Below are 20,505 nucleotides of genomic sequence, written 5' to 3'. Positions count from 1 at the left end.
TACCGCGTGATCTCAAGTGCGACGCCGTCCCTGTGTGGGTTTACCCGCGAAAGGGCCAGCTCAGCCACCGCCCGCATCCCTCCAGAAACGCCTCTGTCGGCGCACACTCTCGACCTCCCCCAATCTCCCCAACACCAACCGCAGCGCCCCCTGCTCCGCTGTGTCATGCATCACCACCCCATGCCGCCGATAACGTTCGACCACCTGCGCGTGCGGGTGCCCGAAGCTGTTGTTGCGCCCGCGCGAAATCAGTACCCCGCGCGGCGCCGTGGCGCGGATGAAGGCCTCGCTGGACGAACTGCGGCTGCCATGGTGCGGCGACTGCAGCCAGTCGATCCGCGGCGCTTCTGTGGCCGCAAGCCAGGCCCGTTCGGCACCGGCTTCCATATCTCCCGCCAGCAACAACCGCTCACCCTGCGCCTCGACCAGCAACACACAGGAGCGGTCATTGCTGCTCTGCCCATCAGCCCAGCGCCACAGCGAAAAGCGCACGCCATCCCACGTCCACTGGTCGCCACTGACACAAGGCTGCAGTTGCATGTCATCCAGCACTTCGCCGCCGATCACCCGTTCGACCGGCAGGCCACGCATGATTGCGCCAGCACCACCGGCGTGGTCGGCATGGGCGTGGCTGACCAGCATCAGGTCCAGGCTGCCCACCCCCAGCTTGCGCAAGGTCGGCAACACCACCCGCTCGCCCAGGTCGCTCTCCCCCCTGGCCGGCCCGGCGTCGTACAGCAGGTCGTGATGCCGGGTGCGCAACAGCACCGCCAGCCCCTGGCCGACGTCCAGCTGCCAGACCTCGACCTGGCCGAACGGCACCGTCTCCCGGGGTACCCACAGCGCCAGCAGCATCACGCCACCCAACCCGCGCAGTGGGACGCCACGGGGCATCAAAACCAGCAGCGTACCCAGGCACACCAGCAGCCAGGCCCACAATGGCAGAACTGCTGGCAGCCACGCCGACTGCTGTTGCGCCACCAACTCCAGCAGCCGGAAAAGCACATCGAGCAGACCACCCGCCAGCCAGAGCAGCGCCTCCCCCACCCCGCCCAGCGGCAGCAGCAAGGTCCCCAGCAACGCCAACGGCAGTACCGCCAGGCTGACCCAAGGCACCGCAACAAGGTTGGCCAGCGGTGCACTCAGGCTCACTGGCAAGCCCGTAGCCAGCAGCACCGGTAGCAAACCGATGGCAATCACCCATTGCGCCCGCGTCCAGGCCTGCCAGGGCCGCCAGCCGCCCAGGCGGGCACTGAAGCAATAGCCAAGCGTGGCCACGGCCGCGAACGACAGCCAGAACCCGGGCAGCAGCGCGGCCAACGGCTCCACCAGCAGCACGGCAACCAGCGCCAGCAGCAACGGCAAGGTCGCATCGAGGTGGCGAAAGCGCAGGCGCCAGAGCAACACCACGGCCAGCATCAGGCAGGCACGCTGCACCGGTACACCACCACCGGCCAACCAACCGTAGGCCAGTGCCGCAGCCATGGCCAGGCCACACGCCCAGGGCAGCCAGGGCAGACGAGCGGGCCACAGCCCCCAACGCGCCAGCCCGGCAATCAGGCCATACAGCAAGCCGGCAACCAGGCCGATGTGCTGGCCAGAGATCACCAGCAGGTGCACCGTGCCGGTGGCCTGCAACGTTTGCCAGTCCTCCCGGGCCAGGCCCGCCCCGTCGCCAAGCACCAGCGCCACCAACGCTGCCTGCCGGCCATTGGCCTCGACTGCCAGCAGGCGCTGGCGCAGCGTGTCGCGCCAGCCGCCGACAACCGGCGCCAGCAACTGCCCGGCCTTGACCGTACCGGTCGCACCGACCCGCCGCGCCAGCAATTGCGCCTCACGGTCCGGCCCATGCGGGTTGAGCAGCCCGGCCGGGCGCTGCAAGGTCACCGCCAGCCGCCACTGCTCGCCCGCGCGCAGCGGCGGGCCGTCGAACCAGCTCAGTTGCAGGCGCTGCGGCAGCTCTGCCCGCCGCGAGCGGGCCGCGTCCAGCTCGAAGCGCACACCCTGCGCAGTCCGGGTCGGCAGACCGACCACCCGACCCTCAAGCCATAAGGTGCGGCCATCCAGCCCGGTTGCCAGGCGGTCATCCAGCGCCTGTTGCGCAGACCCGCAGGCCCAACACAGCCCCAACAGAAAACAGCCCAGCGGCCACAGCCGGGTGAACAGGCCGAGGCCACCGACTACAGCCAGCAGCACCAGCCATCCGACCGATGGCAATGCGGGGAGAAAGCCCAGGCACAACAGCCCGAGCGCGAGCGCAAACACCCCTGTGCGCATGAAGTAGAGCTCCAGAAGCGAAATCACCTTCTGAGGCATAGCCCAATTGTCGGCAGCGCTTGCTCAACAATTGTCACAAACTCTAAACGAGGCTGAGCGGGAATCAGGGCATACTGCCCGGATCAACGCTCCGGGAGCCTACATGCCGCGCCGACTTTTCAAACGCTACATGCCGGACCCGACCAGTATTCGGGAACACAAGTCCTTACGCTTTTTCGGCAAGTTGCTGCATGACCCGAACCTCTGGCACCTGAACCGCCATTCGGTGGCGAGGGCCATGGGCGTTGGCCTGTTCGCGGCGCTGATCCCGATGCCGGCGCAGATGCTGCTGGCTGCCGCGCTGGCCATTCCGCTGCGCGGCAACCTGCCGATCGCGGTCAGCCTGGTATGGCTGACCAACCCGCTGACCATGCCACCGGTGTTCTTCGTCACCTACATGACCGGCGCCTGGCTGATGCAGGTACCGACACGCACCCTGCCCGACGAGCTGACTTTCCAGTGGATCACCGACCAGCTGTCGACGCTGTGGCAACCCTTCCTGCTCGGCTCGGTGGTGTGCGGTGTGGTGCTGGGCATCCTTGGCTACTTCACCACCATGCTCTACTGGCGCTGGTGGGTGGGCCGGCAGTGGCGTCTGCGCCAATGCCGGTGCAAGGCTTCAGGCACGCATGCCGCGGCCGCTGACCAGCAGGCGAACGCACACCAGGTAGAGCACCGCGGTGGCGACCAGCATGAAGGTAATCGCCGTTCCAATGCTGATATCCGACACCCCTAGGATGCCGTAGCGGAACGAGTTGACCATGTGCAGCACCGGGTTGGCCAACGACACGGTCTGCCAGAACGGCGGCAGCAGGTTGATCGAGTAGAACACCCCGCCCAGGTAGGTCAGCGGCGTCAGCACGAAGGTCGGGATGATCGAGATGTCGTCGAAGTTGCGCGCGAACACCGCGTTGACGAAGCCCAGCAGCGAGAAGATGGTGGCGGTCAGCAGCACCACGACCACGGTCACGCCCAGGTGATGCACCTGCAGGTGGGTGAAGAACAGCGACAGGAAAGTCACGATCACACCCACCGCCAAGCCACGCAGCACGCCACCCAGCACATAACCGACGAGGATGGTGTGTGGCGATACCGGCGACACCATCAGCTCTTCGATAGAGCGCTGGAACTTGCTGCCGAAGAAGCTCGACACCACGTTGCCGTAGGAGTTGGTGATCACCGACATCATGATCAGCCCCGGCACGATGTACTCCATGTAGGTGAAGCCACCCATGTCGCCGATCTGCCGGCCGATCAGGTTACCGAAGATGACGAAGTACAGGACCATGGTGATCGCCGGCGGCAGCAGGGTCTGCGGCCAGATACGCAGGAAGCGCCGCACTTCGCGGTAGACGATGGTGTTCAGGGCGACCCAGTTGGTGCGCAGTTCCACACTCATACGGCCACCTTCGACAGGTTTTTTTCCACCAGGGACACGAACAGCTCCTCGAGTCGGTTGGTCTTGTTGCGCAGGCTCTGCACCTCGATGTTCTGCAGCGCCAGCTGGCCGAACAGCGCAGTGATGCCGATGTCCTTGTCCACCTGCACTTCCAGGGTGTGCGGGGTCAGCAGCCGGCACGGGTAGCCCTGCAGCACCGGTGCAGTGGCCAGGTCCTGCCTGAGGTCGAGCACGAAGGTTTCGACATGCAGCTTGCCCAGCAACTGGCGCATGCTGGTGTTCTCGACGATGGTGCCGTGGTCGATGATGCCGATGTTACGGCACAGCTGCTCGGCCTCTTCCAGGTAGTGGGTGGTGAGGATGATGGTGATGCCCTTCTGGTTCAGCTCGGTGAGGAAGCTCCACATCGAACGGCGCAGTTCGATGTCCACACCGGCGGTTGGCTCGTCGAGAATCAGCAGGCGCGGCTCGTGGATCAGCGCGCGGGCAATCATCAGGCGGCGCTTCATGCCCCCCGACAGCGAACGCGACTGCACGTCACGCTTGTCCCACAGGCCGAGCTGGGTCAGGTACTGCTCGGCACGCTCCTTGGCCACCTTGGGCGGGATGCCGTAGTAACCGGCCTGGGTCACGACGATGTCGAAGGTTTTCTCGAACTGGTTGAAGTTGAACTCCTGCGGCACCACGCCCAGGCAACGCTTGAGCGCCGACGGCTCGCGGTCCAGGTCGTGGCCGAACACGTTGACCGTGCCGCTGGTCTTGTTGACCAGGGTGGAGAGGATGCCGATGGTGGTGGACTTGCCCGCGCCGTTGGGGCCGAGCAGGGCGAAGAAGTCGCCTTCGGCAACATCCAGGTCGATGCCCTTGAGGGCCTGGAAGCCGTTGCCGTAGGTCTTGGTCAGCTGTCGGATGGACAGGGCGGAACTCATAGCGGGTCACTTACCGAGAAAAAGGTGCAGGACACGCCAGGTAAAGGCACTGGCGCAGTGAGTGCGGCCAATGGTGCTTGGCCTGGCCGCACAAGTACAGTCATGTGTATTGATAATGACTATCGAAGTGGCCGTGGTGTTCGATCAGGTCAGCGCAGTCATTACCGCTGCCTGGTACGCAGGGCGGGCCTTGAGGCGCTCGTACCAGGCCTCCAGGTGATGCATGGCCGGGCGCTCGATGGGCATTTCGAACCAGGCATAGATGAAGCTTCCCAATGGGATGTCGCCCATGCCGATCTGGTCACCGGAAAGGTACGGTTGTTTGGCCAGGGCTTCGTCGGCAATGGCCAGCAGCTGGGCGCATTGCTTGTGCGCAGCGTTGATCGCCACCCAGTCGCGCTGGTCTTCCGGGGTGCGCAACAGGCCCCAGAACAGAGGGCGGAACGGCGTGGCGAAGGACGAGGTGGTCCAGTCCATCCACTTGTCCGCCAGCGCGCGCTGACGCGGGTCGTCCAGGTACCAGCCCTGCTCCGCACCGTACTCGGCGCACAGGTAGCGAACGATAGTGTTGGATTCCCACAAGGTCAGGTCGCCGTCTTCCAGCATCGGCACCAGGCCGTTGGGGTTGCGCGCACGGTAGTGCGGCTCGTTGACCACGCCGAAGGCGCCGCCGGCGTCGATCGACTCGAAATCCAGGCCCAGTTCATGGGCGATCCATAGCGCCTTGCGCACATTGCTCGAATTCTTGCGGCCCCAGATCTTCAGCATGGCAACGTCCTTATGAATGCGGAGGGGTGCAGTCTACTCCAGACTTTCGTTGCCTGTACCGGCCTCTTCGCGGGTAAACCCGCTCCTACAGGGTTCTGCGCCAGACCTGAGCAGGGTGCAGTACCTGTGGGAGCGGGTTCACCCGCGAAGAGGCCGGTACAGACAAACAATGCCCTGAAACTCCCACCGCCATACCCTGTCACTGTTCTGACCCGGCCGTTCGCAGCGTTGCGTCTAAGCTGTCTGGGACGGCTTACCCCCCTGGTTCCAAGGAGGACCGATTATGTTGCTGTTGTGGTTGGTGGTGCTGGTGATCGGCGCGGCGTACCTCACGCACCGGCGCCTGGCGCCCTTGCAGATTCTTGGCATCATGGCCGCTTATGTGCTGCTGATGGGCATTTTCAGCAGCGCTCCCGGCTGGCTGCTGACCCTGCTCTGGATAGCGCTGGCACTGAAAGCCGCCCTGGTGGCGCTGCCGGAATGGCGCCGCAAGGTATTCACAGGCCCCGTGTTCAAGTGGTTCCAGCGCACCCTGCCGCCGATGTCGCAAACCGAGCGCGAGGCGATCGACGCCGGCACCGTATGGTGGGACGGCGAACTGTTCAGCGGCCGCCCCGACTGGCGCACCCTGCTCGCCTACCCGGCGCCGAAGCTGACCGAAGAAGAACAGGCCTTCATCGATGGTCCGGCAGAAGAACTCTGCGCCATGGTCAGCGACTGGCAGATCGGCCAGGACATGGACCTGCCGGCCGAAGCCTGGGCACATATCAAGCAGAATGGCTTCTTCGCCCTGATCATCCCCAAGGAATACGGCGGCAAGGGCTTTTCAGCCTACGCCCACTCCCAGGTGGCGATGAAACTGGCCACCCGCAGCGGCGACCTGGCTTCCACCGTGATGGTGCCCAATTCGCTCGGCCCGGCCGAACTGCTGTTGCATTACGGCACTGACGAACAACGCAACCACTACCTGCCACGCCTGGCGCGTGGCGATGAAATCCCCTGCTTCGCCCTCACCGGCCCGCTGGCCGGCTCCGACGCAGGTGCCATGCCTGACACCGGGGTGGTCTGCAAAGGGCAATGGAACGGCGAAGAGGTCATAGGCCTACGCCTGAACTGGGAAAAGCGCTATATCACTCTCGGGCCCGTCGCCACCCTGCTGGGGCTGGCGTTCAAGGCCTACGACCCGGACCACCTGTTGGGCGAGCAGGAAGAACTGGGTATCAGCCTGGCGCTGATCCCTACCGACACGCCCGGCGTCGAAATCGGCAAACGCCACCTGCCATTGGGTGCCGCCTTCATGAACGGCCCCAATAGCGGCAAGGACGTATTTGTGCCACTGGACTTCCTGATAGGCGGCCAGGCCATGCTCGGCAAAGGCTGGATGATGCTGATGAACTGCCTGTCGGTAGGCCGCTCGATCTCCCTGCCCGCCGTGGGCACCGGTGCCGCCAAGTACACCAGCCTGGTCACCGGCCAATATGCCAATATCCGCGAGCAGTTCAATGTGCCATTGGCGGCTTTCGAAGGCATCCAGGAATCACTGGCCCGCATCGGCGGCAATGCCTGGCTGATGGACAGCGCCCGCCTACTGACCGCCAAGGCCGTGGACCTGGGAGAGAAGCCTTCGGTGCTGTCGGCGATCCTCAAGTACCACCTTACCGAGCGTGGCCGCGAGTGCATCCAGCACGCCATGGACGTGCACGGTGGTAAGGCCATCATCATGGGCCCGAACAATTACCTGGGGCGCAACTGGCAAGGCGCGCCGATCTTCATCACCGTCGAAGGCGCCAACATCCTCTCGCGCAACCTGATGATCTTCGGCCAGGGCGCCATCCGCTGCCACCCGTTCGTGCTCAAGGAAATGGCCCTGGCCGTCCGTGAGGACCGTGACCAGGCATTGAAGGAATTCGACGACCTGCTGATGAAACACATCATGTTCGCCGCCGGTAACGCGGCCAGCACGCTGGTGTTCAACCTGGGGCTGGGCCGCCTGGAAACCGTACCGGGCGATGCCTTGAGCCAAGGCTATTTCCGTGCACTCAACCGCCAGGCAGCGGCCTTCGCCCTGCTGGCTGACCTGTCGATGATGCTGCTGGGCGGGGCGCTGAAACGCCGCGAAAGGCTGAGCGCAAGGCTGGGGGATGTGCTGAGTTACCTGTACCTGGCCAGTGCTGCGCTCAAGCGCTATCACGACCTGGGCTCACCGGAACACATGCAGCCCTTGCTGCGCTGGGCGATGGAAGAGAGCCTGGGCCAGGCGGAAACAGCCCTGGACCGGTTGCTCGACAATTTCCCCAACCGCTTTGTCGGCTGCGCGCTACGGGTCTTGGTGTTCCCCTTCGGTCGCCGCCATACCGGGCCAAGCGATGAACTGGATGCTGAAGTGGCGGCGCTGATCGGCCGCGGCAAGGGCGACCCGGCGCTGGAAGAGCTGCTTGCTGGTTGCTTCAGGCCGAAGGCGGAGGGCGACCCGGTAGCAGCGCTGCAACGGGCTTGCGACTTGCTGGATGAAGCAGTGCCACTGCACAAGGCGCTTCATCAGGCGATCAAGGAGGGCAAGGTACGGCCAGCCCCGGGCCAGTCAGCGATTGGGGCGGCTGTCGAGAGTGGTGTACTGCAGCCCGGTGAAGGGCAACGGCTGCAGGCAGCGGAACAGGCACGCCGGACAGTGATCGATGTGGATGCCTTCGACAAAGCGCAGTTGCTGCCCGAACAGGGCAAGGTACGCTGATCCGTTGCCCCACGTGCCGGGTTAACGCAGTGATGACTGGCATTAGCCTTCGGGTCGCCTTTTTCTTTGCAAGCTGCACGGTCCCCTGAGCGGCCTTGTGTCGCGAAAGGGCTGCAAAGCAGCCCCAGCTACCTGGACGTTGACGCTGAGATCCCGGGGCCGCTCTGCGGCCCTTTCGCGACACAAGGCCGCTCCTACAGTACCGCGCAGTACTCCGGACCGGTGTGGAACCTGTGGGCTACCGCCTTCCCCAACCCGCCCCCAACCGGCGTATACTCCGCCCCCGTTTCAACCACCCCGAGGACCGCCCCCATGGCCAACCCCCACCTGGAATACCATCTGCAACTGCTCAACCACCTGCGTACCATCCTGGTGGCCCTGGGTGAAGCCGAGCAGGTACCGGAGGAAAGCCACGCCCTGTTCCTCGAGCGCTTCGACGAGCTGTTGAGCTTGCTGCCGCAAGACCCTCTGGAAAGCCAGTACCTGGGCCAAGACCTGATCTGCCAGGTAATCCAGCGCTACCCGCAAATCGCCCACCTGGTGCCACGCGACCTGCTGTGGTTCTTCGGCGGCGACTGCCTGCACTACATGCCGGATGAAGAGCTGAACCTGTACCAGGCCCTGGAAGAGCGCCGCTACGAATGCGAGCAGCGTGGCGAGGCGTTTGACTGGCTTGAGCAAAAGCAGCTGCTGGCTTCGGCGGCAGCCGATACCCGCCACTGATCCCGGGCTGCCCGGGCGAAGGGGTATGGCGCCCCTTCGGCCAGCCTGTTTCCCCCGGCATGTGCAACCTTCGCCTACAGACCCCCTGTGTTGCCCTGCGTACTCTGCCTGCGCGCTGAGATACATGAGTTCGCAGCCACTCAACACAGGGATCATCCAATGAAAAAAACACTATCCGTACTTGCGCTGAGCCTTTGCAGCAGCGCGGCAATGGCCAAGCCCATCAACTTCGAAGGTACTGTCAGCGGGCCTGGCACCTGCCCCATCGAGGTCGTTACCCCAGGCGGCCCAAGCCTGCCGCTGATCAACCTGGGTAACTTCAATACGTTCGACTTCACTGCAGCCAACCAGGAAACCCCCAAGAAACACTTCGCATTACGCGTACCGGGAAGCTGCGTGACCGGCACACAGAATGCCTATGCCACCTTCCAGGCGGGCTTTGGTGCGGACCCGACCAATGGCAATCTTTATGCCCTCCAGGACGGCCTCGGCTACAGCACCGGCCTGGGCCTGGCAATCAACGACCTCACGAGCCGCCTTGCGCCCAATACCGAGTCGATGGCCTATGAGGTGAAGGACACCGGCAATACCGAGATGGTCTTTTCCGCCCGCCTTGTCACCACTTCGGCAACGGTGACCGAAGGGCAGATCGATTCCAACATCTCCTTCAATGTCGATATTCGCTGATTCAAGCCCCCCTGGCACCACCAGGGGGACCAACCCGTTTCGCCTCTCATGCCGGTCCCACCATGTCCATGACCCTGCTGCGCAAGTACGTACTCAGCTTTGCCTGCCTGGCAACGCTTTCCTCAACCAGTGAAGCGGCATTGACCATCAGTGCCACCCGCGTTGTCCACCCCAGCGACAAACACAGCAGTTCGGTGGTTGTCGCCAACCCAAGCCAGGCACCTTATGCGGTGCAGGCCTGGGTAAACACGGCGGCCGACGACACCAGCACCGCAGTGCCTTTTGCCGTAACCCCCACCCTGTTCCGGCTCGACCCCAAGCGCGAGCAACTGGTCAAAATAAACGCCCTGCCAAACAACCTGCCCACCGATCGCGAATCGCTGTTCTACTTCAATGTGCAGGAAATTCCCCAGGTCGATAGCGCGCAACAAAATGTGCTGAAGATCGCCATGCGCACCCGCATCAAGCTGTTCTACCGGCCCAGCCAGGTGCAAGGCGTGCCGGAGCAGCACCTGGACAGCCTGCAGTGGTCGCTGGCCAGCAAGAACGGCAAGGCCTACCTGCAGGTTCACAACCCCACGCCCTACCACTTTACCTTCGGCCGGCTGGAAGTGGGCAAAGCGGGCACAACCGAAAAGATTGACACGGCGCTGATGGCGCTGCCCATGCAAAACCAAGCCTTTGAACTGAAGACAACCCACCCCGTAGAAGGATTGCAGGTACGCTTCAGCACAATCAACGACTACGGTGGCAGCACCCGGCTGGTGGAAAAACCGCTGCCCGGTTCGTCGATATGACGCAGCCGCTCAGTCGCGCAAGTCCAGGTCAAGTATTGGAAAGTTGGGCGATGGCGGCCAGGTCAGGCCTTGATCGAAACTGACAGAAACCCGCACAGAGAGCAGGTCACGCTTGAGCGAAAGCAGAAAAGCCTTGGTCGCCTTGAGCGCATCATCAAACCCCAAGCCGTTTTCCACTTCCTCCAAGGTCAAGGCATGGTCTTTCAGCACCTCCTGGATCAGTGGCTTACCCTGGTCATCCACACCGCTGACGACCAACGTGACCCGGTGATCCGTATGGCTATAGCGCCAGGCATCGAGGGTGATGGTCAATCCCTCTTCAGGGACATTGGACAGAAAAACCGTTTTATGGCTGGAAGGGCTGACGTTTGGCGTCGTAAGCCCTTGAGTGAGCGGCAAGAACGATACCAGGCGTACATCAGACGGATGAACCTTGCCATTCTTGTCCGTCACCTGAAAGTACACTTTCAGCACTTTGCCGCTGTGCTGTGCTATCAGGTTCAGCGGAATATCGTACTGCCCGGGAAAGCCTGGCGCCTCCTCTGTCGCCAGGTAGCTGCCGATTCCACCCGGCTCCCCCCATAGCACCTCGACCTTCTCCCCCGGGAACGCAGCCCCCGATGGCACAGCCACCCGCATGTAGTTCAGCTTCTTGTTGGGGTCCAGTTCCACCTGTTGCCCGCTTCCCGTGGCATAAGTGATTTCCGGCCAACCCAACTCCCTGGGCAGAGGTGCCGTATCAGCTTTCAATTGGACCACTTTCGGCTCTTCTGGTGAACTCTTGTTACCGGCATAATCGTTCAGCCGGTAATGCACGAAGCGCGCCCCGTCCCCACGTTCCCGGATGATATCGCCGGAGATTTCCAGCGTGACGGGAAAGTCCCCGTGCTTGAGAACCTTCTCGCCGGCAAGATTGTCTTCGTACAGCGTCGTATCCCAAAACCAGCGAATGTGGTCTCCAGGCACAAAGACCTGATAGTCCGGCACCCGCGCAACAAGCACATCATCGTGACGCTCCAGGTAATCCGCCGTTACGCCATCAGCGAGCGCCTCTGCGTCGAATATCAGGCCACCGCGATCACCGCCCAACCTGGGCCCGGTCAGATCCAGGGTTATTGTCAGCGGCTCCGAGTGTCGTTCAGCACCGTTGTAACCCGTGACCCTGTATATCAACTCAAGCGTACTGTCCTCCCTGAGATGAAGCTGGGGTATTTCGACATAATAGTCGTCGGGCTCAATGGGAACCTCCCATTGCCTGGTTTCGCCTATCTGCACACCATGGCACAACAGCACCAGTGTCTCCGGCATGCCAGGGGCGGGGTTGGAGCCCTCCCATGGCGTGACATCCACACGCAGGGGCTTTTCCAGCAGGCCCAGAGGGATGACGTTTTGCGCGCCACCCTCCAGGTTTTCAAGCGAGCCTTCCACCCAGGGCGGAGAAAAAAGCGTATCCGACTTCCCGTTTCGCATAACCCAACCTCCAACGTGTCCAGTCCGGCGCAATGAACGGCTCGCCATGGTTTACCAGCTGTAACGCACTCCCAGGTTGACGCCCCACGGCTGCTCCAGTGCCTTGCCGTTGCTGTAGTCGAAGTCGGCATGCAACTGCAGGCGGTCCATCAACGACACCGCCACCCCCATGCCCAGCTCCCCACGCGAACCCGAGAGGTCATTGTCGAACTGGTGATCGTTGACCTTTACCTGGTTGTTGCTGGCAAACTCGTGCACATAGGCCAGACGCACATAGGGTTGCAGCCACTGCCCACCCTCGAGCGTGACGGTGCGGCCCGCCGTCGCGCCGGCCTTGCCCAGTACGGAACGCGTGGCATCACCGTCGGCCTTCAAGCCATTGTCCAGGTGGTAATCCTTGCTCTGGATGCCGACCACCGACAACTGCCCGAAAGGCTCGACGAAGTAGCCATCGTCCAACGCCAGGTGGCGCCCGAACTCCACCGACGCCCCCAGGCCGACGTTGTCATAATCGCCTTCGGTTCGCTGGCCATCGCTGAGGCTGACCTTGGCCTGGTTGTCGAAGCGGTTTAGCTTGACCACGCTGTCCAGGTAATAGCCGCTCTGGGCATCCAGCCAGGTGGCATACAGCCCCAGGTAGTAGCTTTTCACCTCACCCGAGGCGCCACGGGTCAGGTTCAGGTCCGAGCTGCTGTAGCCGGCCATCACCCCGGCCAACCATTGGCCGTCACCCCACGGCAACGGGGTATCGGCACCCAGCGAGAAGCCCTGTTGCACCTGGCTGTACGGCGTACCGGTAGAAGAAGAAACGTTGTACTTGTTGCCATAGCTACGCGCCCACAGGCCTGATTTACGCTCGTCGAGGCGCAGTTCCCCCATGCGGCTGCGCAGGGATGACAGCTCGCCATACCACACGGTCGGTGCGGTATTGAACAAGGCCATGGCCGCCTCGGTGCTTGGGCTTACCACCTTGGTCGCGCCATCCAGGTACCAGTCATTGCCACGCTGCACCAGGTCATAAGAGAACGCCCCCAGGTCCACCGGCCCGTTAAGCAGGGAGAACTGCGCATCCCCCGCCGCGGCGTGAACCAGGTGCAAGCTGTTTGCCTGGGTGGGTTCGCTGCCGCTGCTGCCCACCAGCAGGCTGTGGTTGCCGGTGGCCGTGCCGGTAATGTCGAGGAAGTCGCTTTGGGCGCTGCTGAAGTCGGCGTCCATGATGAACGTACCGCTGCCCGACAGGCTGCCCAGGGTAAGGCGCTGGTACTGCGTGGCCTCACCGAACCGCACCGAGCCCCCCGCCATGGTCAGTTGCCCGAGCTCACTGTCCTCCACCATGTTCCAGCGGCCGCCATCATTCAGCGCCAGGTGTTCGACATTGGTCAGGCGCCCGGTCAGGCTGGCCTGGTTGCCCAAAGTCAGATTGGCACTGGAACCGGCCTCCACCCACACATCACCCACCAGGTTGCTGCCCTCGACCTGCATCGTGGCATTCGAGCTGTTCGCCACTTCCAGCAGGTTGCCATTGCTGCCGAGCAGCGTAGTACCGCCCGTGACGATGATCGTCGCATCGCCGGGCGCCTGGTTTGCACTCCCCACCCGGATGGCGGCGCCATTCTGGCCTTCCACGTGTGTGCCCTGCAGATTGATCAATGCAGGTTTAGTCGAAAGGCCATCGCCAACCACCCGGATGCCATCCGTGGCGCCGGTCAGCCGGCTGTTGGTCGCATCCAGCCGGGCATCGCCAAACAGCAAGGCAGCACCGGCCGCCCCTTTACTCACCAGGGTACTGTCAGTCAGGGAAAGATGAGAACTGCCGGCCACTCTGGCGCCGCCTATACCCCCTTCGATATGGCTGCCATTTACAGACACCCTGGCGCCAGCCGTCGCACTGCGCAGCACATCGAGGCCGAACAGGTTGCTGGTAAGGCGCGAGCCACTAGTGATGGTTGCCGAAGCACCGCCGTTGACCATGACCGCAGCGACCCCGGTGGCTGACACCGTGGAGCCCTCAAGGTGCAAACCACCGCCTGTACGCACGTCGATCTGCTGTGTGGTAGCGCCCTCGGCTACCAAGCGCCCGCCGTCAGTGACCCTGTAGCTGTCAACAGGGGTGCCGGCACCGATAGTTTTCTCATGGTCCACCAACGTCAAGGCGTTTGCCGGCCCGACAAGAAATACGGCCGAAGCGCCCAGTAATAATTGCCCAAAGGCTAGCGCCAAGGGGGTCTGGGTAAAACTGCGTTGCTTGATCATTGCACCTTTGCCTCATCGATTCACCCGTGAACGGGCAGCAGAAACGTGAGCAAGGCTATTAAGAAATCGCCTAAAACCATGTAGGAAAAGCCTGATGATCAATGCGACTTTTCAACAGCCATGCTCAATATGCTGTACCGCCAACACTCAAGGGCGAACGAGAGGGCACTCTGTGCCAAAACTGTGCATTGATACCACCGCCACGGCAGGGTCGGATTTGACAACTTTGCCATTACGCATGAATGCATAAGTAAAGGTCGCCAACCCATCATATTTATTGTTTGCTTTATCGAACTCGTAGATCGGCTTCAGGCCATCGGCGTAAGGAATTGACCAAACGAAACCGATCGGCGGGTTGTCTTTGTCCAGCTCGATGACATCCTCATACTTGGCATCGGGTATCTCGGCCCCACCGGGAGCCGTTCCCTGCGTCGCCGACCAAGTCAGTGTCAATTCGTCACCTTCCGCCAACCATTTGCTTAGGTCAGGGATCTGGATACGTACATCAGGAGTAACATCAGCGGAATCATCCGGGTCAAACAACGAACTGCAGTTCAGCCACAGACGCCCTCCGCTTGTGAACCCGCCGCGGATCTCCGCCGCTTCGGGGTGTAGAACAATAGCTTCCACCACAATTGGCTGAGGTTTGGAAACAGCCTTGTTCGGCACATCCTTACGGCTGACCTCGTAGTGAGCAAAACGGCTACCATTGTCGTGCCGAAGAATGTACGACCATGGAATCGTCACTTCGATTTCAGTACCGGGCTCATCCTTCCCAAGGACATGATCCGCCTCCACGACATGCTCATCGGTGTAGTAGAACTCGGCCAGGTCACCTTCCATGAATGCAGCATCGATCGTTACTTTCAACACGGCATCGGCCAGCTCGTCTTTCTCGGTCAGCCGATTTTTCTGGTTGTCATTACCGCCATAAACGTCCGGCAAGGCCATGCTCGGGTTCACAGGCCCCGGCCATTCCGGATCCGGATCAGGCACAACTGGGCCAATGCGCTCGAGGTTGACGTCGAATGAATCCTTTTCGCCGCCCAACAGGTAGTCACCGCGGTGTACCTCATACGTTACTTCGACCGGTTTCACGCCGGTAGAGCCTTTTCCGTAAATATCCAAAACAACGCTGGCAGGGATGGCCAGCTTGACCGGGAACGAACCGATAGTCCGCGTCTCGAAGGTATGCGTGCCCCACTTGATCGTGATCAGGTCAGTCGCCTTGCAATGCAGGAAGGAACCAATTTCCACCGTAATACCGTTGAACACGGCATCCTGGTCCACCACTCCGCCGTTCATGCCCAAGACCAGGGGCTTTTTGAAGTCCGCCGGGGTAGGCAAATCTCCAGTCGCCACCGTAACGCGCGTGGGCACTGACACGGCACTCACATTGCCGGCGATGTCCCTTAAAAGATAGGCAATATGGATGCCGCCATCCCCTGCATCCCGAATGACCTTCTCAGGCACCGGTATCGACAATGGCACTGCAGTGACCGGCGTGAAGCCGTCAGGCACCAGGTCGCCCGGGTTGCTGGGCACGTCCCTGCGCCAGATCCACGCCACGATGTCTCTGGCATCCCAATCCGGATAGGTGGGCAACGTAAGCTCGACCGCATCAATATTGGCATCCAGCACAGCGGCAATAGCCGGGAATGCTGTCGGAAGTCGATTTGGATAAGGAGCCACACGATCGAAAATCAGGTTCAACGGGAGGAAATCAACAGGCAAGGGATTATTGTAAGCAACCACCCTGATAAAAAAACCATGTTTGCCTTCACCCCATGATTTTACCTTTGCCTTATCCAACTTCACCTGGAAGGGAAAAGTACTGTCCCTATCATATTGACCACTGTGGAGCTCCTCCTCCACCCCGCGCTCCGGCAGGTGATACAGCCACATCTGGTCATACTCTCCCATGGAGGGATCACCTGCGGCATTCCAGTTCTGGATCGTCAAAGAAATCTCGATGGCATCGTCGGTCAAAACCTCACTGCGCATCGTACCGTCGGATGGGTCTGCCAATAGCGCCAAGTCGATTTCAGGTGAGACAGGCGCAAATACAACATCAGCCACGGTCACGCTTTCTATTTTCATTTTGGCGCCTCAGCAGTTCAGGAGGGGGCTGTCGAAAAAACACATGAATATTTAGAACCGAGGCTCCCCCCCACACAACTGACAGTTTTATCAGTTGCCAAAAAGACCTCTTTGCTTTCCATACACAGACTGGAAATTAAAAAGCTCGCGCTAACGCGTAATGCTGTTCACTTAAGCGATTGGGGCCGCCTTGCGGCCCTTCGCGGGCAAGCCCGCTCCTACAGGATTGTGCGTGCCCTGAGGTTTGCACCGTACCTGTGGGAGCGGGCTTGCCCGCGAAGGGCTGCAAGGCAGCCCCAATCGATGTCACATCAGACTTGAGTGAACAACATTACACACTAACGCGGGCTTTCACTGTAAGAGGACCAGACACTCAGCCTCCACTTTGACCACTCAGGCGGTCGACACCATCGTAATGATAGCTCGACATCAAACCAGCCTTTTCGACTGACCTCAAACGACCGGTTGCATCATAGTCCATCAACATGCCCTCACCATCGTCGGTCAGGTTCCCGTCGGGATCGTAGATCAACTTCGCCGTGGCGGGGTAGCCCGGGTAGCTATTGGTTATGCTACTGAGCTGCGCAGGGTCTTCACACTCGAAGAAGTATTCAGCCACGTTTTCACCTGGTTTATCAGTGTCTTTGTCTGTCAGCTCGGTGATAACCAGGTAAATGTTGTCGAGGGCATCGAATTCAAACGCCTGTGTACGAATCACATGACCTTGCGGGTCGACCGGGGACAGTGTTCCGCTGCATTTATAGTCATACAGGCGACCGCGGCTATCGTAGGCATAAACCTCATGCCGCAACCAGTCTTCCTGGGCCGAGTCTGCTTTAACATTCGACCGATAGGGTGTGTGCCTGGCATAAATCGCCCTCAACAGCTGATTGGCTTTTTCAGTCACCGCAGGCGCGTGCAGATTACCTCGTACATGATTGGCATAGGCTTCGGCTTGGCGCAGCATATTGTCGCCCGGCTCGCCAGCCCACAGCGTTTTCCATTCAATGCGGTCGCATTCATCATAATCCTGGGTCAACGTCTGAATTTCACCTTTCATATCGAAGCGACGGCAGCGTTCACGATCGAACTCGTCATACTCCAACCAGGTGATCAGGTAGTTATCACCATCACGGGTTTCGATCTTCGATGTTCGGCCCAGCTTGTCGTACTCGAACATCGCCACTGTCGTGCCCAGGGTAGTCTTCTGCAGCCGCCCGGCATCGTCATACTGATAGTCCTGCACCTGGCCCAGTACATCGGTGTAGCTCAACATACGGTCGCGATAGCTGTACGCATACGTCATTTCGAACGTTTCGTTGCCCTCGGTGCGCTTCTCCCATTTCATCTGCCCGGTACTGAAATAATCCCGTTCCAGGGTTTGCCCATCTTCTGTACAGCGCAGCAACCGGGCATTCTCCGGGTCATAGGTGTAGTCAGCCGTGAATCGACTGGATGTCCGTTTGAGCGGCTCTTCGCCCAACACCGGGTTATATTCATACTCGACCCATTGCCTGGAAGGCGTGAACACCTTCTCTGGTCGGTTATACCCAGGCTTGTAGTGCAGAATGCGCTCTCGCCCACCGGTGACAGACCGGTAAAGCCGCTTCAGGCCATCGAACGTTTGCGTGCCCAGCACAATGCCATCGACATCGATGCTCTCCGGAAGGTCGTCACTGTCAAACGTGGCGTAGCGGCGGGTTACCACCGACCTGTCGGGGAGCGTCTGTGTCAGCAAACGGCCAAAGGTGTCGTACGTGCTCAGCGTGGTGGATTTGTCGGCAGCCACTTCCCGGGCCACACGCCCCAGGCCATCGTAATGATAGGTGTGCTGGCTGTACGCAACGGTGTCGTCCTTTTTCCTGAAGCGCCTGACGTGCGTGGCCTCTTCGAAGCGGTTGAGCCAGGTCTCGGTCACGCCGCTTGCAACCGTGCCATCCGCCGACTCACGCCAGCTACGGGTGATGGGCATTTGGGCCGACGCCTCGGTGCCAGCCGGGTCCGTCACCTCGAAATGGCAGATGCCGTCCGGCCCCCTTTGCCATGCTTGCTGGCCCCAGTCGTCGTAGCCGTATGTTGTCTGCAGCGTCAGGTCCACTGCGTGGTGGATACCCGGCTCGGTAACCACATCGGCCATCCAGTCGTACTCGGTTTCTTCGGCAAGCTGGCCATAAGCGTTGTAGGTGGCCAGGTAGGTCTTGCGATACCGCTGGCGCCGCCAGATTTCGACACTGTCGGCCTCCATACGCTGTTCTTCGAACACACGGCCAAGGCCGTCGAGCAGGGTGCGGGTGGTCACGCCCTTGACATCGGTCGAGGTCTGCACCGCCGGGCTGTCCCCCACCGCCAGCACGTAGCTGTATTTGCGGGAAGCCTTGTATAACTTGTCGTTTGGCGCAACCGTCTCGACAGTCACACGGCCCAGCAGATCATAGGCATAGGCGATTTCCACATCGTTGTCATCGCGGTTGAGCAACGGCTCTGCGGTCAATGCCGAGTGCTTCAAGGCAAAGGTTTTCTGCACATTGCGAACGGTTCCATCTTCCAGCGCCTGCCCGTGATCGAAACCCGTCACTACCTGATTGACGACCAGGGCTGGATGGTTTTCCACCACCTCTGTCGTGTAGCTGTACGAGGTGGTCGTAGGCTTTGCGCCCATGGTCATGATCGTCTCGGCCGGCCGCCCATAACTCAACAGGTCTTCTTTGGACTCATGGTAATGGGTAATCGTCTGGCTCAGCGGCACCTTCATCTCACCCGCCATGACGAAGGCTTGTTCTTCTTTCAACACAAGCCACGGCTTGGCGACAGGGTCGGGCGTGCCCTCAGGCAGGGGAACCGGGTCAAGGGCCTTGTATACGAATTCGGTACGCTCGGTCGCGGCTGCGCCCTCACCTTTGGCCGATGGCTTGATGGTCTGGCTCTTGCGCCAGCGTACAAAACCCTGGGGGTCGGCCGGGCACTTGCCGGGCTCTCCGTCAACGGGGAAGTACTCGTACACAGTCTCGACGCCAGTGACTGCAACTTCTCTGATCAGGTTGCCGAACAGGTCATACTCGGTGGTGTGTTTGGCAGTGCCCGGATTACCGTTCGCTTTTTGCCAGCGCTGAGTCGAAAGTTGCTGCAACTGGAAGTTTTCAGGTTGCTTGCCGAACGGCTCCGCCGAATTGCCTGGGTATTGGCTAACCGTGGTAATGACGCAAATGCCCTGAACTTGTTTTTCCTCGACCATACGATGGAAGCGGTCGAAGGTTCTCAGCACGGTGCGGTCCGCTTGCCCAGGGCAGCGCTCGGTGGTTTTACTCCAGTAGGAATAGTTGGCGTCGGCCACATCGTAGAGGTTATCGCGGCCATTATTGTTCCAGACAACATCGCTGCCATTACCCACGAAGTTGGTCGAAGAGTACTCGTACTCGGTAACCTGTTCGGCCTGGCCAAACCCCGGAACGATGCGGTGACGCTTGACCCGCGGCAAGTACTGATCGACGCCTGGCAGCTTGTGGCCCGGATCACCGTCTATGCCATATTCGATATGTTCCACCGCACCGGTCGGCCTGCGCACCCGGGTCACACAGGTTTGCCCGTGCACCTGTTGATAAGCGAACTCCCAATAAGCCGCATCATCGGTGGGCAGGACTATACGCTCGAGCTGCCGCCCGTTGAACTTGAGGGTATAACTGGCTCGCGCCGCAGGTTGATCGGGGTACAAGGTGATGATCATATCGCCCGGGTACTCGATCAACAGCAGGCGACGCCCCTGTTTCCCACCTACCCCGGAGTCACGCACTTCACTCAAGCAGGGGTTGCCTGGCAATTGCGGGTTGTCACGGTAGACAAATTCAAGCCAGCGCTTCGAATCGGAGTAAATCTTTGTGGGCAGCGCCAGTTCTTTGGTACCGATTTCTATAAGTTCCAGAATTTCTGTCAATTGAGCATCTTTATGCTCGACTCGAAACGCCTTATCGCCATCCTTGTGAAAATGGAAAGTATCCAGTTTTTTCTCACTGATACCCTCGACACCGTCTACCGTGAAACGCTCACCGGTGTACAACGATAGCGCACTCCCCCCTTCAGGATAAGCATGCTCGATGAAGCTGCTAAGATTGATATCCCAGCCTTGCCCATAGCCGAAGTCACCTGCGCCCAACGAACTGTACGTAAACGATGGCGGGAAGCTTACGCCACCCAAATAGTCGCCACGCAAGACAGGTAATACAATACTCAGGCCATACTGGCCGGTACGCGGGTCAACACTATTACTGATGAAACTGGAGAAGTTGAAAGCCCCCGAATGCAGTGCCGTTTTGCCGGACATACTGGTTCACCTCAAAA

Annotated in this window: 12 protein-coding genes and 1 pseudogene; 5 read left to right on the top strand and 8 right to left on the bottom strand. The window is 60.7% G+C overall.

Going from position 1 to position 20,505, the window contains the following annotated elements:
* Positions 1-60 precede the first annotated feature (60 nt).
* The gene (locus C163_RS07145; protein WP_025338206.1) at positions 61-2,277 is read right to left on the bottom strand and encodes a DNA internalization-related competence protein ComEC/Rec2; all 2,217 of its coding nucleotides are present in this window, start codon (positions 2,275-2,277) and stop codon (positions 61-63) included.
* Between the two features lie 142 nt (positions 2,278-2,419).
* Here C163_RS07145 and C163_RS07140 point away from each other — a divergent pair.
* Positions 2,420-2,926: pseudogene (locus tag C163_RS07140) on the top strand (DUF2062 domain-containing protein); the annotation flags it as partial.
* A gap of 9 nt (positions 2,927-2,935) precedes the next feature.
* On the opposite strand, the gene C163_RS07135 reads toward C163_RS07140, so the two are convergent.
* The 3 genes from C163_RS07135 to C163_RS07125 all read right to left on the bottom strand — a co-directional run bounded on the left by C163_RS07135 (position 2,936) and on the right by C163_RS07125 (position 5,412).
* Positions 2,936-3,715: an ABC transporter permease gene (locus C163_RS07135; protein ID WP_003260104.1), complete on the bottom strand. Its 780-nt coding sequence runs from the start codon at positions 3,713-3,715 to the stop codon at positions 2,936-2,938.
* Positions 3,712-4,644 carry an ABC transporter ATP-binding protein gene (locus tag C163_RS07130; RefSeq protein ID WP_013971560.1) on the bottom strand — a complete coding sequence of 311 codons (933 nt, stop codon included), beginning with the start codon at positions 4,642-4,644 and terminating at the stop codon, positions 3,712-3,714. The genes C163_RS07135 and C163_RS07130 overlap by 4 nt, the downstream gene beginning before the upstream one ends.
* A gap of 144 nt (positions 4,645-4,788) precedes the next feature.
* Entirely contained in the window at positions 4,789-5,412 is a 624-nt protein-coding gene (locus tag C163_RS07125; RefSeq protein WP_013971559.1) for a glutathione S-transferase, read from the bottom strand.
* A gap of 283 nt (positions 5,413-5,695) precedes the next feature.
* On the opposite strand from C163_RS07125, the gene C163_RS07120 reads away from it, so the two are divergent.
* The 4 genes from C163_RS07120 (at position 5,696) to C163_RS07105 (ending at position 10,350) form a co-directional block, all read left to right on the top strand.
* Complete coding sequence (locus C163_RS07120; protein ID WP_025338204.1) at positions 5,696-8,143, top strand: acyl-CoA dehydrogenase; 2,448 nt, start codon at positions 5,696-5,698, stop codon at positions 8,141-8,143.
* Between the two features lie 312 nt (positions 8,144-8,455).
* Entirely contained in the window at positions 8,456-8,866 is a 411-nt protein-coding gene (locus tag C163_RS07115; RefSeq protein WP_025338203.1) for a PA2817 family protein, read from the top strand.
* A gap of 210 nt (positions 8,867-9,076) precedes the next feature.
* The gene (locus tag C163_RS07110; protein ID WP_049866755.1) at positions 9,077-9,553 is read left to right on the top strand and encodes a fimbrial protein; all 477 of its coding nucleotides are present in this window, start codon (positions 9,077-9,079) and stop codon (positions 9,551-9,553) included.
* Positions 9,554-9,615: 62 nt separating this feature from the next.
* Positions 9,616-10,350, top strand: a complete 735-nt coding sequence (locus tag C163_RS07105; RefSeq protein ID WP_025338201.1) for a molecular chaperone — start codon at positions 9,616-9,618, stop codon at positions 10,348-10,350.
* Between the two features lie 9 nt (positions 10,351-10,359).
* Here C163_RS07105 and C163_RS07100 read toward each other — a convergent pair whose 3' ends face one another.
* The 4 genes from C163_RS07100 to C163_RS07085 all read right to left on the bottom strand — a co-directional run bounded on the left by C163_RS07100 (position 10,360) and on the right by C163_RS07085 (position 20,488).
* Entirely contained in the window at positions 10,360-11,820 is a 1,461-nt protein-coding gene (locus C163_RS07100) for a hypothetical protein (protein WP_025338200.1), read from the bottom strand.
* A 51-nt stretch (positions 11,821-11,871) separates the two neighbouring features.
* A complete protein-coding gene (locus C163_RS07095; protein ID WP_025338199.1) occupies positions 11,872-14,073 on the bottom strand; it encodes an autotransporter outer membrane beta-barrel domain-containing protein in 2,202 nt (733 codons plus the stop codon).
* 147 nt (positions 14,074-14,220) lie between these two features.
* Positions 14,221-16,173 (bottom strand): hypothetical protein, encoded by a 1,953-nt coding sequence (locus C163_RS07090; RefSeq protein ID WP_025338198.1) that lies wholly within the window; start codon positions 16,171-16,173, stop codon positions 14,221-14,223.
* A 373-nt stretch (positions 16,174-16,546) separates the two neighbouring features.
* Complete coding sequence (locus C163_RS07085) at positions 16,547-20,488, bottom strand: RHS repeat protein (RefSeq protein WP_025338197.1); 3,942 nt, start codon at positions 20,486-20,488, stop codon at positions 16,547-16,549.
* Positions 20,489-20,505: the final 17 nt, after the last annotated feature.

Origin of the sequence: Pseudomonas sp. FGI182 (assembly GCF_000511325.1) — a bacterium.
Lineage (GTDB): Bacteria > Pseudomonadota > Gammaproteobacteria > Pseudomonadales > Pseudomonadaceae > Aquipseudomonas > Aquipseudomonas putida_Z.
The sequence above is the reverse complement of the archived record's forward strand: the minus strand, read 5'-3'. Positions and strand labels throughout refer to the sequence as shown.

Excerpts from the sequence above, each read along its gene's own strand:
- C163_RS07130 (WP_013971560.1), bottom strand. The coding sequence starts at position 4,644 with ATGAGTTCCGCCCTGTCCATCCGACAGCTGACCAAGACCTACGGCAAC.
- C163_RS07105 (WP_025338201.1), top strand. The coding sequence starts at position 9,616 with ATGTCCATGACCCTGCTGCGCAAGTACGTACTCAGCTTTGCCTGCCTG.
- C163_RS07100 (WP_025338200.1), bottom strand. The coding sequence starts at position 11,820 with ATGCGAAACGGGAAGTCGGATACGCTTTTTTCTCCGCCCTGGGTGGAA.
- C163_RS07090 (WP_025338198.1), bottom strand. The coding sequence starts at position 16,173 with ATGAAAATAGAAAGCGTGACCGTGGCTGATGTTGTATTTGCGCCTGTC.
- C163_RS07135 (WP_003260104.1), bottom strand. The coding sequence starts at position 3,715 with ATGAGTGTGGAACTGCGCACCAACTGGGTCGCCCTGAACACCATCGTC.
- C163_RS07110 (WP_049866755.1), top strand. The coding sequence starts at position 9,077 with ATGGCCAAGCCCATCAACTTCGAAGGTACTGTCAGCGGGCCTGGCACC.
- C163_RS07120 (WP_025338204.1), top strand. The coding sequence starts at position 5,696 with ATGTTGCTGTTGTGGTTGGTGGTGCTGGTGATCGGCGCGGCGTACCTC.
- C163_RS07085 (WP_025338197.1), bottom strand. The coding sequence starts at position 20,488 with ATGTCCGGCAAAACGGCACTGCATTCGGGGGCTTTCAACTTCTCCAGT.
- C163_RS07115 (WP_025338203.1), top strand. The coding sequence starts at position 8,456 with ATGGCCAACCCCCACCTGGAATACCATCTGCAACTGCTCAACCACCTG.
- C163_RS07095 (WP_025338199.1), bottom strand. The coding sequence starts at position 14,073 with ATGATCAAGCAACGCAGTTTTACCCAGACCCCCTTGGCGCTAGCCTTT.
- C163_RS07125 (WP_013971559.1), bottom strand. The coding sequence starts at position 5,412 with ATGCTGAAGATCTGGGGCCGCAAGAATTCGAGCAATGTGCGCAAGGCG.
- C163_RS07145 (WP_025338206.1), bottom strand. The coding sequence starts at position 2,277 with ATGCGCACAGGGGTGTTTGCGCTCGCGCTCGGGCTGTTGTGCCTGGGC.